This window comes from Ferruginibacter lapsinanis, assembly GCF_020783315.1.
GTDB classification, from domain to species: Bacteria; Bacteroidota; Bacteroidia; order Chitinophagales; family Chitinophagaceae; genus Ferruginibacter; species Ferruginibacter lapsinanis.
The window spans coordinates 2,185,603-2,199,004 of the sequence record NZ_CP086063.1; the positions used below are offsets into that span (position 1 = coordinate 2,185,603).

Below are 13,402 nucleotides of genomic sequence, written 5' to 3' on the forward strand. Positions count from 1 at the left end.
CCCCTAAAGGGGGAACTGATTACGGAGAAGTTTTATTTTTTTATTCTACGTTAATTATGACCATCCACTTTCAAAAAGTCTCTCCTCGGTTCCCCCTTTAGGGGGCGGAGGGGGCTACCTGTCGATATCCGGTATTACCAGATCCAGTGTTCCCATCATTGCTACCAGGTCTCCGAGTTTGCTGCCTCTGGCCATATGGTCGAGTGCAGACAAGTTTGAGAATCCCGGTGATCGGAATTTTATCCTATAGGGTGTAGTACCACCTTCACTTACAATGTAAACACCGAATTCACCACGGGCTGTTTCTACTCTTGTATAAAATTCTCCTTTGGGTAATTTTAATACAGCTTTAGTTTTTGCTACAAAATCTCCTTCGGGAATATTGTCGATCAACTGTTCAATAATTCTGATCGATTGTTTCATTTCACGGATACGTATCATATATCGGGCAAAAGAATCTCCTGCTGTTTCCAGCACTTCTTCAAAATTGAGCTGGCCATAAATTCCATATGGATAGATCTTTCTTACATCACAACTTACTCCGCTGCCTCTCAATACAGGCCCCGAACAACCATACGCAATTGCATCTTCAGGAGATATGTAACCAATACCTTTCATTCTGTTTTGAAAAATAATATTACCGGTTACCAGTTCATCATATTCATCGATCTTTCTTTTGAACAGTATTATAAATTCTTTTACTTTTCTTTGGAAATCTGGATGCAGGTCCTGCATTACTCCTCCGGGTACCATGTAATTCATGGTTAGTCTTGCGCCGCAGGTTTCTTCCATGATCTCGTTGATAGCTTCTCTCTCTCTGAAAGCGTGAAAGAAAGGAGTGAAGGCGCCGAGGTCCATTGCCATTGCACCCCACCATAATTCATGTGATGCGATCCTTGTCAGTTCATCCATTAATACCCTTATCACTTCTGCTCTTGCCGGCACTTCTATCTGCATTCCTTTTTCAACACATAACGCACATGCATGGTTGTTAATATGAGCAGAGAGGTAATCCATTCTGCTTGTTACATAAATGAATTGGCGGTACGTTAAACTCTCACACATTTTTTCAATAGAGCGATGGATATACCCCAAGTGTGGTTCTATCTTTTTTATAGTCTCACCATTCAACGTAATGACCAGGTGCAAGACGCCATGTGTGGCAGGATGCTGGGGTCCTACGTTGATGATCAGATCACCTTCTGTTGTTGTGCCTATTTCTTCAACCATATCAGAGTTTGATCATGTTTATAGGGTCTTCAAAATCTTTTAACATCGGATTTTTTCCTTCCCATCCGTCGGGCAATATCAATAAGCGCAGATCTGGATGGTTCAAAAATTTTACTCCAAACATTTCATACACTTCTCTTTCATGAAATTCTGCAGTTGGCCATATTTGGGAGACTGTTTCTATTTCAGGTTTACTTTTATCCAATTTTACTTTTACCACTATATTGTGATGGTAGGTGGTAGAAGATAAGTGATAGACTACCGTTAAATGTGTTTTCCAGTCAATGCATGTAAGACAAAAAAGTTGGTCTAAATGCAATACGTCGTTGTTTCGTAATTGCTTTGCAAATGATAACCAATCTGCAGGTTCAACATTTACATTCAGCCATTCTCCTTCTTCTTCATAAACAGCATTTGGCAACAACACCGTTATTATATTTTTTAAAACATCGTTTTCCATGATGGATCAAGGTTTTGATTTTATTTGTTCTCTGGTTAAACCACTTTTTATTTTTTCCTGCAGGCTTATCAATGCATGTAATAAAGCTTCGGGTCTTGGTGGGCATCCTGCTACATACACATCTACCGGTATCACATGGTCAGCACCTTTTACAACAGAATAAGTATTATAGAAAAAAGGCCCGCCACTAATGGCGCAGGCTCCCATTGCTATTACATATTTAGGGTCACCCATTTGGTCGTACAATCTTTTTAAAACAGGGGCCATTTTATTTACAATCGTTCCTGCAATAATGATTACGTCTGCCTGACGTGGAGAAGCTCTTGCTACTTCAAATCCAAATCTGGAAAAATCATATTTGGCGCCAGCTACAGCCATATATTCAATACCACAACAACTGGTGGCAAAAGTTAGCGGCCACAATGAATTGGATCGGGCCCAATTGACCAGATCGTCTAACTTACTCAAAACAATTCCACCTCCGGGGGTTTCATGAATCTTCCCTGGGAAATCAGTTTTTTCTATATGTTGATTTACTTCCATTTCAGTGCATCTTTTTTATGTGCATATAAAAATCCCATGAATAATATGAAGAAGAAAATAAGTACTTCAACAAAAGCAAGCCAGCCTACTTTTTTTGCTACTACGGCCCATGGGTAAAGAAATACCAACTCTACATCAAAAATTAGGAATATCAGTGCAAACAAGTAATAGCCTACATTTAATTGAACCCAGGTTTTTCCTATAGTAGGAATACCACATTCATACGGCTCTCCTTTTTGAGGATTAGTGGTAGATTTTGTTACAATTTTAGCGATAAGAATTGCGATAGAAGAGAAAGCTAGTGCAGCTAAAATCAAAATGATCATTGAAGAGGCTCCCATACTATAAATTCAATTGGTTAAATACGAATTTCGTAGAGCAAGATTAAACCTATTCAGGTTTTATTTTCATGATTTTTATCTTATTCAACCATGATTTGAGTCATGCTTGCTTTAATTGATTTCTCCTCTTTAAGATAAAAGATAAAAATAAAAAAGGGGTAAGTTTAAGTTACGTAATTACTTTCATTCAAATTACAAATGATAAATTTCTATTAATATACAATATTTATTGCGGTTGATAATGGATAGGATATGTTGTTTAAAAAGTAGATTTTATGTGTGTAGATATATTCTAACATGATAAGATAGAAGTGATATACAGGAAAGGCTTGTATTACTTGTAAATAATGCTACAATTGTTGTAAAAGAGGCGTACAAAATATTAAAACTACCTTTGCCTCTTATTTTATAGATATGACATTTGATGATTTGAATTTAAATACGCCTTTGCTGACGGCATTGGATGATCTTGGGTATACCAATCCTACTACTATACAGCACAAGGTTTTTCCGATTGTAATGTCTGGAAGAGATGTGTGTGGTATCGCACAAACCGGTACGGGTAAAACATTCGCTTACTTATTACCTTGCCTTCGCCAATGGAAATTCAGTAAAGATAAAGCTCCGCAGATTCTGGTCATTGTGCCTACAAGAGAGTTGGTAGCGCAGGTAGTGGAGACTGTAAAAAAATTGACCACATATATGAGTGTAACTGTAGTGGGAGTATATGGTGGTGCAAATATCAATACACAAAAGCTGGAAGTAGAAAAAGGATTGGATGTGTTGGTTGCTACGCCGGGAAGATTATATGATCTGGCAATGGCAGGTGCATTTAAAATAAAGACGATCAAAAAATTGGTGATTGATGAAGTAGATGAAATGTTGAATCTTGGATTCAGAACTCAATTGAAAAACATACTGGATCTGTTGCCGGAAAAAAGACAAAATCTTTTGTTCTCTGCAACGATTACCGAAGAAGTGGAAACATTGATAGAGGCTTATTTTAATGATCCTATCAGAGTTGAAGCGGCGCCGACAGGAACGCCGTTGGAAAACATTATTCAGTCTGCTTATGAAGTGCCTAATTTTTATACGAAAGTGAATTTACTGGAGTTGTTATTGACCGAAGATACAAGCATGACTAAGGTGTTGGTTTTTGCGGCAACCAAACAATTAGCAGATCAGTTGTACGAACAATTGGAAAATAAATTTCCGGGTACAGCGGGAGTGATACATTCTAACAAAGAGCAGAATCATCGTTTTAATACAGTGAAACAATTTCAGGAGGGTAATTACAGATTTATTATTGCTACGGATATAGTTGCAAGAGGAATTGATATTGCTGAAGTAACACATGTGATCAATTTCGATACACCGGAAGTGCCGGAAAATTATATTCATAGAATTGGTCGTACAGGCAGGTTTGACAAAAAAGGTATTGCCATTACTTTCGTTACTGAAAAAGAAAAGCCATTAAAAGAGTCGATAGAAACACTGATGAAGTATCAGATACCTATTGAGCCATTACCTGCTCATCTTATCATCTCTGATGTGCTAACCGAAGATGAAATTCCTAAGGTTTACATGAAAACGATCCAGGTGAAATTGCCCAATAAAGATGGTGTTGGTCCTGCTTTTCATGAGAAGTCTGCTAAAAACAGTAAAGTGAATTTTATTGTAAAGAAGAAAGACAGAATGATGAAGAAATATGGAAAGCCCAAAACAAGGGGCCAAAAAAAATAGATATGCTGATTACCCCATCAAGTAAGCCAGCCCATCATTAACTGTTTCACAAAGATCGCTTACTTTCTTCTTCTGACACATTGCTTTAAATTGATCACGGATGATCTTGTAATCGTTATGCATAGGGCAGGGGTGTGTAGCGGAACATTTACTTAATCCAAGACCGCATTGTTCAAAAACTTCTTTGCCATCAATGGCGTCAATGATCTTAATGATCGGCTGATTCTTTTGTTTAACAGAAATATAAAATCCGCCGGTAGGGCCTTTGGCGCTATTGATCACTTCTTCTTTTACTAATGTTTGCAGCATTTTACCAACCGTATGTTCGCTTGCATCAATAAATTCTGCAATTTCTTTTATCCCGGCTTTCTCTCCTGATTCAAATTTTGAAGCAAGGTAGATAACTGCTTTAATGGCTGTTGTACAAGTAAGACTAAGCATTTATTTTTCGTTTAAAAATTCACGTCCTTCTATAGAGATCATTTCATTATTCCAGGGCGGATCAAAAGTTAATTCAACTATTGCATCATATTTCGGAAAAGTAGTTGTCAGCGTTTCTTTTACCGCATTGGTGATAGATTCTCCCATGGGACAAAATTGCGTAGTTAATGTCATTGTGCAATAAATTTTATTCGTTGCATCATCAAAGTCAATTTGGCAGATCAATCCCAGGTCAACAATATTCAATCCTATTTCGGGGTCCACTACATCTTGCAGGGATGCCAGTGCTATAGTGCATTGTATATTGTTATTTGTAATTACGTTCATCATGACATGGCCGGTTTGTGCAACAGCAATTTTATTACATTCCAGTTATACAACAAAGAAGTTACAAATAATAATGCGGCCGCAATTTGTAAAACAGGAATGGAATGTATAAGAATGCCTGTTGTAAATAAAACAAATCCCAGGATATAGGCTATACTCATCCACTTGAAAATTGTATTATTAAATAAGTCTTTTGGATTGGGCATTTTACCTTTTCCTGCCAGGTGATGATATACTTTATTCCAGACAATAAATGGTAAGGTCTTAAATGTCATACCTAATATAATAGCTGTTATCCATCCAAAGAAAATAATAAATCCATAACCGAGAACAAGGCTGATGTTTTCTTTAATGGTAAAGATGAGTAAAGTGATAATGATGGCTAAAGAAAGAAGCGGTAACAACATCATTAATATAGATAATAAAGAGACTTTCATTTGTTCATCGACTTTTTTTCGAATACGCTGCCGATAAGATCGTATACAGAAATCGCCAAACAATATGATTGCCGTGCCTACAGCCAACAGAGGAATGGTGAGGAGTGATTTGTTGGCTGTGTACAGAAAGGCCGACACGAATGCAAGTAATCCGCCATTTATCAGTCCGTATATCCACCAGAGTTGTCGGGTGTTGTTGTATTTAGAGATCAGAAACATTGGTATCAATCGGGAGCCGACACCGATCACCAATAACAGGAACCAACCTACAATACCAATATGTGCATGCAGCGGAAGATAATCCAGTGAATTTTTTGGCATTACTGAAAAGCTGAAATTATATAGAAGTAATAACCCTACAATGGCGGTGGTCAGTAACCATAACGTAGCGGTGAAAATAAAAAAAGCGTGAACATTTTCATATTTGCTCTTTACCATACTTACCGCAAGGTTGATGAGAAAGCTGATGATGGCAACAATCACTAATATGCCGCCGCACTGTGTATGTAGCCCCACATCAAAAACATAAAATCCATGAACTAAAAAAGGTATGCCGATCGCGGCTGAAGCGAATGAAATGTATGCCAGTACATTACTATATAATTTACTTTCTATCAATACCGGCACCAATTGATGACTGGCACCAAGTATCATCATAGTGCCCCAGCCGAGAGCCATGATATGTGTAATGGCTAATGTGTGCGGATGAAAATAATGGCCCGTAAAATCGCCAGCTGACAATAATAACAGAAGACAGGCGACCAGAAATGCAATAGCTGCGTACGCATAAAATGGCAGTACTACTTTCCAAGAAGTGGTGGTTGATGTATCTGTATTTCCTATTGTAGTAAACATGTCAGTCTTTATAGATCAATAAATGTACTTCTGCACCGCTGATCTCTTTGATGCGATAGCTGAACTGCTGTTCCTCTAGTTCTGGTAAAAGAAAAACCGGAATGCGTTTATGATAAACAAACAGTGCGTTATCGATTGGTAATGTTGCCAATGCTTCCAGTATGGCATGCATGGGTAAAGGCATTTCCAATTGTCTTACATCAACAGTTTTTGTTTTTCCGGCAAAACGCTTCAATATTTCATCCCAAGCTGCAGAATGATCAGACTCTTTATTATCAGCCACCATGAAAGCGTTGACATTATTATAAAAATAGGTATTTACTAATTCATCACTGATAGTTTCTGTATAAGATTCGAATCCACGTTTACTGAGCAGGAGTATTAAAGGGGTAGGTTCAAAACTATTGATGATCTTTAAAATAAAACCTTGTTTTAAAGTTTTTATACTTTCCATGATCACATTGAGAGGATCTTTACCCGTTTCAATGATCGGTCTTACATCGAGTTGAAAGATCTTGTCAGCAGATATATTTTTCATAAAATCGGGAGCAGGTTTATTGTCCTGTCCTTTTTCGATCTCGATTATTGTTGTTGTGTCAATGTCAAAACCTAAAGGTTGCAACTTATTGAAAAAATCATCTATGTTGCAACCACTTAGTTTTGAAGCCATAGCGATACTGGTTCTTGCAGCTATCACTTTTCGCAGTATGGGGTTTCTCAATTTTGTAAACTTTGGTGATATGCTCACAATGGTTTCAAGTGCATCGGGATGCAGTTTCAGTAATGTGCCTATTTTAGTATTAGCATTGATCGGTATCATTGTTCAAAGTTTTTCAGCAATCAGTTAATTGTTTTTTTAGTCGTTCAATTGTTTTTCTATCTTCAGTGCTTTTGGAAACAGGATATTGTTTTCAAGATGAATATGCAAATGAAGATCTTCTTCAAATTCATCCAGCATACGGTATAATAAACTGTAACTGGCGCAGGCATCTTCAGGCAATAAATAATTATTGGAAATTTTTCTGATCTCATCCAGATGCTTACCAACCAGTTCATGCTCCATTTCCATCAGGTTAATTGGGTTTTGTACTGTGCCGAAATGAGCTGCATGTAATGGTTGAATGCTATTAACAGAAAATACCAGTTCTTTAATATATGGGAACAATACTTTTTCTTCTTTAACCAAATGCGCCGTTAACTCTGCATATATTTCTTCCACTAATTGATTGATGCGTATCAATTCAGGATGATGGCTGCCATGTACTTTCATTACTTTGTTGGCATAGGTTTTAATATCGGGTAAAGTCTTTCTTACATAGCTGTGATGAGTGTTAACTATATAATCGGCCAGAAAATCCAGGTTCCAATCTCCATAAGGTATCGGACGTGATGAAGGCAATCTGTCTGCTTGTTGCAACTCTTGTTCAACTTTAGTTACGTCTAATCCTTTTTCTGCACAGGCTTCTTTTACTGTTTTCTTTCCTCCACAACAAAAATCTAGTCCGTACTTTTTAAATACCTGAGCTTTGCGTAGGTCTTTTGCAGCAATTTCTCCAAGTGTTTGATCATTTTCACCCAAGATCTTTTTTGATATTTTAACTTTCCACCATTCCGGCCCTTGCTCCAGATATTCCCAGGTAAATATATTACCTCTTTCACCTAATAGTTGATAGTACAGTGGTTTAGGATCATGATCATTATGGATGATCAAATTTTCTCCTTCCGCCAGTTCGTCGAAACGTACAAAGATGGTTGGGTGTTTTTGCCTTGGTTCCAGCAGGGTTACGTTAAGAATATTTTCTGTCAATGTTGTTTCCATGATTTTTATTTTAAGATTAATTGATACAACAAAGATAGGGGTCTTATTTTAATAAAAGTAATTAAATACTTTTATTAAAATAAGATTACAGTTTTCTGACAATTCATTGATTGCTTATTTGACTAAAAGATCAAGGATATTATTTGGAATTGATTGTTAATGAGTGAAATGTACTATCGTAAATATTTTATGGTTATCACCCAGAGGGGGGTATGATATATTTCATAATGATTATATGAGAAAAGTCATAGCGATGCCTTTATATTAGTTATACATTCACATTCTGACAGGCTATTCAATACGGCCTGATCGTGTTAGTTTGTTTTGTTTTTTACCTTCTCGTTACTCTGTGAATGATTTCGGCAATGTTATTTGCTGAAAAATGCTGCGTATTTAATGATCTAAATACAGTCTATATGAAAAAGATTCTGCTAATAGAGGATAATGATAATATTCGGGAAAGTACAGCTGAAATTCTTGAAATGACACAATATGATGTAATAACGGCAGAAAACGGAAAGATAGGGGTAGAGCTGGCCTTGAAAGAAAAACCTGATCTTATCATTTGCGATATTATGATGCCGTTGTTAGATGGTTATGGGGTGCTTCATATGCTACAGAAAAATGATGCTACCAAAAATGTTCCTTTCATTTTTCTTACGGCAAAAGCAGATCGATCAGATTTTAGAAAGGGCATGGAAGGCGGGGCGGATGATTATGTTACCAAACCATTTAATGTTACTGAATTACTTAGTGCTGTAGAGATACGATTGAAAAAGGCAGCGCAAATAAAAAGTGAGCTTACTGAAAATGTAGATGGTGTAGTAGTAAAACCAAATGAAAATAAAAAATACGACAGTTTAGAAGAGTTGATAAGTGGCCGGAATATTGTAAAATATAAAAAGAAGCAGTTGGTTTTTTTGGAAGGCAGTCGCCCTAATTCTTTGTTTTATGTGCAAAAGGGTAAAGTCAAAACATATAAGACAAACGAAGATGGAAAAGGGTTAGTTGTGGGGCTATATAATGAAGGAGATTTCTTGGGACATCTTGCTTTGTTTGAAAACACCAATTACCACGAAACAGCTGAAGCAATGGAAGCCACAGAATTGGCTGTTATCCCCAGAGAAGATTTTGAGGAAATACTGGAAAGCAATCACGAGGTAATTCGCAAGTTTACTCAACTACTTGCAAAGAATATTTCAGAAAAGGAAATTCAATTATTGGGGCTTGCATATAATTCACTTCGAAGAAAAGTGGCGGATGCGTTGGTTGCATTAAATAAAAAATACAATGCAACAGAAAAGGAAAACTTTTCTATCGGTATAAGCAGGGATAATCTGGCAGCGATAGCCGGTACAGCTACCGAGTCTCTCATCAGAACGCTAGGTGATTTTAAAAATGAAAAATTAATTGATATTGTAAATGGATCTATTATAATTTTAAATGAGAAAAAACTGGAGCGTATTATAAATTGAGTAATACTTATCTTTTAATGATTCCGTTCTCTGCCATGTTGCCTACTATCATCTTACCATATTCATGAGCAAGTTCTTCGGCTGAACTTGGATTGAATGATCTGGTTTGAACTGAGTAAAGTAATTCTTTACTTTGTAAGTCGTAGAAATTACTTTCCCAAAAGTATTTAGTATCAACCATGTAATACCCTGGAGTATATATCCTGTCATAAATAGTAGAATAATAACCCCAAAAATGCCTGTGATATACTGAGTAAGGAGAATAATAAACATTTCCCGGAACATAATATTTCTCTCTTTGTTTGTCGAGCAGCACAATGGTGATCACTGCGTCTATGCCACTGTTATAGAGTTTTTCTACAACTTCGCTCTCTTTCATATTTTCAAAAGATTTCGGGCCATATTCCTTAAGAGATGAAACACTTGTGTAACCGTGTTCAGCCAAATCGCCGGTTAAATGATCTTCCATTTTTTCACGGAGATTCCGGTTATTGTTATTTATCAGGCCCACCACCATTATTTTGTTATATGTTTTATCAGGTATTGTGGCAGCTTTCCAAGAATTTGTAATTCGGGAAGTGGAGCAGCTTAATATAAAAAGAAGCAATATGCTCATTATAATTGATTGCGTCTTCATAATGTATTAGTTTAGAACAACAAGGTACTGTAACAGATAAATCATCACAATGATCATTGTCAGCGAAAACAGCAATTGTTATCACAGAAATTACACGCTGATTAAAATGCTTACATTATACAGGACTATTTTACCAGGATCAAAAAAGCCCCGGCACAGGATGCACCGGGGCTTAACCTTAGTGGAAGACGATTATTTTACAACAATATGTTTACTTGTTGCAATTTTTTTTGCTTCTTCTTTTTTTGGTAGACTGATGTTTAAAATACCATCTACATATTTAGCGTCGATCTTTTCCTTGTTTACATCTTCAGGCAATGTAAAGCTTCTGCTAAAAGATGAATAGTTATACTCGTTACGAGTATACTTTGTTTCTTTTTCTTCTTTTTTTTCTTCTTTTTCGCAACTGATGGTGAGCATATTGCCATCTACATCAATATTGAAATCATCTTTTTTCATACCAGGAACAGCTAGTGATACTTTGAAGTCGTCTTTGCTTTCAGCTATGTTAACGGCGGGCATACTTAAAACCCCTCCCATAAATCCTCCGTTATCAAACCATTCGTTCCAGGGACGAAAAAAATCGCCAAATAAAGTTGGTAGTGTTTCACCACTTCTGGTTAATGCTTTTGTTGTCATAATAACCTCCTTGTTTTTTAATTTTTTTAAAATAATGTGCAATAAAAACTGTTTAATCAGTGATCAAAGGTTACGGGAAGCATAAAAATGAATATGGGCTGGGCTAAAAAATCATTGAAATATAAATGGTTATCTTCTTTCATCCGCCAATTCCATCTTATCCATTATGCTTTCTTTAAAATCAGACATTTTTTCTTTTCCTAGTGCTATTTTTTCTTTAATTGTGTCTGCTGCTTTTTTTCTGGCATCCGAAATCTTTCTTCTTGTTTCAGATCCTTTGTCTGGGGCAAATAATACTCCTAATAGCCCTCCCACAGCCATTCCTGCTCCAAGGGCAATAAGTATTTTATTATAAGTTTTCATATGCTGAATGTTTAAATGAATAAAATATAATTACACCGCTAAAGTATTTTTAAGGTACAAGATGGTAAATGATTGCCAATAGAATAACGGCTGATTGTGGTCAATATGAATAATAAAAAACTGATAGGATTCAATAGTTGCTATGTGGATGATGGAGGATGTGTTTTACAATTCGATATCTGCTGGTGTAACAATTTTTTATACTGATAAACGAAGAGCCGGATAGAAATCCAGCTCCGATTAAATCCAATTCCTATGAAAAACCAAGACGAAGGTAGACGCACAATATCTATGTAGTAATGACTGTAATCAGCAAAAAAAATGATTATAGGATATCAGGTTAAAGGGTTTACGGATATTGAGTGAAGAAAAAATGCTTTAAATGATTGCAATAAAAAAAGCGGGAATTTCTTCCCGCTCTCTTACGAATTTGGCAGTTATTGGTTTTTTAACACCACTTACTCTGCCTTTCTCTTACCTAGTTCGGAGCCGTTGAAATGCAATAATAGTTTTTATTCTATCCTTTCAGTAAGTCAGTTTGGAGCCTTTTACAACCTTTATATCTGACCGGCCTATTGCATCGACTTGCTTCGTACTAAACTGATGTAAAGATATAGCGAATCAAAAGCCCGAAAGAATGATTGCTGTCAATTATAATAATGTTTGTGGTCAACCTTTTTTTGAAATATGTCTACACTCAATACTGTTGACTTCCTCATCTTCACGCTTCTCCGAAAAATGTCTTAAAAATGTTGATCACAATCACAATAAATTTTGATGTGACTCAGTGTAATGGCGGCTGACAAAGGCTACTTTAGTTGCATAAAATGTAGCAATATGAAATACGCAAATGATATCGCAACGTTGCAAGATCTAATGTTATTGCAACTCAAAGGATTATATGATACAGAAATGCAATGGTCGTCAGCGATGGGAGAGTTGGCGTCAAAAATATCTTCTTCTGAGCTGGTAAGATTATTCAGAGAAAGCGGACAGATCGCTGCTAAACATGCCCGTGTCATTCAGAATATATTAAAACAGTTTGGAGAAAACGCTGTAGCACCTAAAAACATTATTGCTCGTGATCTTATCAAAGAGTTTGATGAATTGTGCGAAAGTGCTGCAGATGATGAAGTACTTAATGCCGGATTGATCGTTTCACACCAGAGTATGAATCATTACAAAATTGTCCGGTATGGTAGTGTCGCTTCTTTTGCTCGTTTGTTGCGAATGGAAAAGATAGCTACTTTTTTACATGAAATAATGGAAGAAGAAAAAAGGGATGATAAGGCACTTACTGAATTGGCGGAAGAAAAAATTAATGTAAAGGCAAAATTTGTGTACTTACTCTAAATCTTACAGATATGACTATCGAAATTCATAATCCGCAAGGACTTTTACATAGTTGGGAGGTCGATTATTTAAAAGACAAATTATTAGAATTACATAAACGAGATACTGAGATTTCAAGGGCAGAAGTATATTTCAGAGAAGATCAGATCGCATTGGGGCACAAATATGTTTGTGAGATCGATATAACAATTTACGGCGACTCTTTCTTGATGAAAAGTAGTGCTAAAAGTTATTTACAAGCTGCAAGAGAAACACTAAAGCATATAGAATGTAAGGTGGATGAATTAGTGTCAAAACGTAATATCCCGCCTGATGAGGTGACCAGCACAATTGATATTTGATAATTTACGGTAACGTCAGAAATCTTTATTGACGTAGATATTTAGCAACAACTCGTAACAGTTCATCTCCCATATATGGCTTGGTAATATATTCATCTGCTCCCAATAAAAGTCCGTCATTTATTTCAGTTTTTTCAAATCTGGCCGTTAAGAATATAAACGGGATTTTTTTTTCAGGAGTTATTGCTGACATTTTTTTTAAGACCTCGATCCCGTCCATTTCTGGCATCATTATGTCGCATATGATCAGGTCTGGATTGTCTTTCAAGGCGATCGCCACACCGCTTTTCCCGTCTTTTGCAGATACTACATGATAACTTGATAGTTCCAGTATCTCTTTGGTGTTTTCAAGCATTATTTCATTGTCCTCTATCAGTAGAATTGTTTTCACTTTAATT

General features: G+C 36.3%; 17 protein-coding genes. 4 read left to right on the forward strand and 13 right to left on the reverse strand.

What is annotated here, in order from left to right; translation table 11 throughout:
* Positions 1-114 precede the first annotated feature (114 nt).
* From LK994_RS09355 to LK994_RS09370, 4 genes are read right to left on the reverse strand one after another with little or no spacing between them, the layout of a single operon-like run.
* Entirely contained in the window at positions 115-1,230 is a 1,116-nt protein-coding gene (locus LK994_RS09355) for an NADH-quinone oxidoreductase subunit D (RefSeq protein WP_229759815.1), read from the reverse strand.
* A gap of 1 nt (position 1,231) precedes the next feature.
* Positions 1,232-1,690, reverse strand: coding sequence for an NADH-quinone oxidoreductase subunit C (locus tag LK994_RS09360; protein WP_229759816.1), 459 nt, complete (start codon positions 1,688-1,690; stop codon positions 1,232-1,234).
* A 6-nt stretch (positions 1,691-1,696) separates the two neighbouring features.
* Entirely contained in the window at positions 1,697-2,233 is a 537-nt protein-coding gene (locus tag LK994_RS09365; protein ID WP_229759817.1) for an NADH-quinone oxidoreductase subunit B, read from the reverse strand.
* Positions 2,224-2,574 (reverse strand): NADH-quinone oxidoreductase subunit A, encoded by a 351-nt coding sequence (locus LK994_RS09370; protein WP_229759818.1) that lies wholly within the window; start codon positions 2,572-2,574, stop codon positions 2,224-2,226. Before LK994_RS09370 ends, LK994_RS09365 begins: the two co-directional genes overlap by 10 nt.
* A gap of 414 nt (positions 2,575-2,988) precedes the next feature.
* On the opposite strand from LK994_RS09370, the gene LK994_RS09375 reads away from it, so the two are divergent.
* On the forward strand, positions 2,989-4,317 hold the full coding sequence (locus LK994_RS09375; RefSeq protein ID WP_229759819.1) for a DEAD/DEAH box helicase: 1,329 nt from the start codon (positions 2,989-2,991) through the stop codon (positions 4,315-4,317).
* 9 nt (positions 4,318-4,326) lie between these two features.
* On the opposite strand, the gene LK994_RS09380 is transcribed toward LK994_RS09375, so the two are convergent.
* The 5 genes from LK994_RS09380 to ric are packed head-to-tail and all read right to left on the reverse strand — an operon-like array spanning position 4,327 to position 8,196.
* Positions 4,327-4,758 (reverse strand): RrF2 family transcriptional regulator, encoded by a 432-nt coding sequence (locus LK994_RS09380; protein WP_229759820.1) that lies wholly within the window; start codon positions 4,756-4,758, stop codon positions 4,327-4,329.
* Complete coding sequence (locus LK994_RS09385; RefSeq protein ID WP_229759821.1) at positions 4,759-5,088, reverse strand: metal-sulfur cluster assembly factor; 330 nt, start codon at positions 5,086-5,088, stop codon at positions 4,759-4,761. It abuts the gene before it with no gap.
* Positions 5,085-6,377 carry a cytochrome C oxidase subunit I gene (locus tag LK994_RS09390; RefSeq protein ID WP_229759822.1) on the reverse strand — a complete coding sequence of 431 codons (1,293 nt, stop codon included), beginning with the start codon at positions 6,375-6,377 and terminating at the stop codon, positions 5,085-5,087. Before LK994_RS09390 ends, LK994_RS09385 begins: the two co-directional genes overlap by 4 nt.
* Position 6,378: 1 nt before the next feature.
* Positions 6,379-7,197 carry a DUF2249 domain-containing protein gene (locus tag LK994_RS09395; protein ID WP_229759823.1) on the reverse strand — a complete coding sequence of 273 codons (819 nt, stop codon included), beginning with the start codon at positions 7,195-7,197 and terminating at the stop codon, positions 6,379-6,381.
* A gap of 36 nt (positions 7,198-7,233) precedes the next feature.
* Complete coding sequence (gene ric, locus LK994_RS09400) at positions 7,234-8,196, reverse strand: iron-sulfur cluster repair di-iron protein (protein ID WP_229759824.1); 963 nt, start codon at positions 8,194-8,196, stop codon at positions 7,234-7,236.
* Positions 8,197-8,612: 416 nt separating this feature from the next.
* Between ric and LK994_RS09405 the strand changes: the two genes are divergently transcribed.
* Positions 8,613-9,671, forward strand: a complete 1,059-nt coding sequence (locus LK994_RS09405; protein ID WP_229759825.1) for a response regulator — start codon at positions 8,613-8,615, stop codon at positions 9,669-9,671.
* 7 nt (positions 9,672-9,678) lie between these two features.
* Here LK994_RS09405 and LK994_RS09410 read toward each other — a convergent pair whose 3' ends face one another.
* From LK994_RS09410 to LK994_RS09420, 3 genes are all read right to left on the reverse strand, one after another.
* Entirely contained in the window at positions 9,679-10,308 is a 630-nt protein-coding gene (locus LK994_RS09410; RefSeq protein ID WP_229759826.1) for a hypothetical protein, read from the reverse strand.
* 192 nt (positions 10,309-10,500) lie between these two features.
* Entirely contained in the window at positions 10,501-10,947 is a 447-nt protein-coding gene (locus LK994_RS09415; protein ID WP_229759827.1) for an Hsp20/alpha crystallin family protein, read from the reverse strand.
* A 129-nt stretch (positions 10,948-11,076) separates the two neighbouring features.
* The gene (locus LK994_RS09420; RefSeq protein WP_229759828.1) at positions 11,077-11,310 is read right to left on the reverse strand and encodes a YtxH domain-containing protein; all 234 of its coding nucleotides are present in this window, start codon (positions 11,308-11,310) and stop codon (positions 11,077-11,079) included.
* A gap of 837 nt (positions 11,311-12,147) precedes the next feature.
* On the opposite strand from LK994_RS09420, the gene LK994_RS09425 reads away from it, so the two are divergent.
* The gene (locus LK994_RS09425; protein WP_229759829.1) at positions 12,148-12,663 is read left to right on the forward strand and encodes a DUF892 family protein; all 516 of its coding nucleotides are present in this window, start codon (positions 12,148-12,150) and stop codon (positions 12,661-12,663) included.
* Between the two features lie 11 nt (positions 12,664-12,674).
* Positions 12,675-13,004 carry a hypothetical protein gene (locus LK994_RS09430; protein ID WP_229759830.1) on the forward strand — a complete coding sequence of 110 codons (330 nt, stop codon included), beginning with the start codon at positions 12,675-12,677 and terminating at the stop codon, positions 13,002-13,004.
* Between the two features lie 25 nt (positions 13,005-13,029).
* Here LK994_RS09430 and LK994_RS09435 read toward each other — a convergent pair whose 3' ends face one another.
* Positions 13,030-13,395 (reverse strand): response regulator transcription factor, encoded by a 366-nt coding sequence (locus LK994_RS09435; protein WP_229759831.1) that lies wholly within the window; start codon positions 13,393-13,395, stop codon positions 13,030-13,032.
* Positions 13,396-13,402 lie beyond the last annotated feature (7 nt).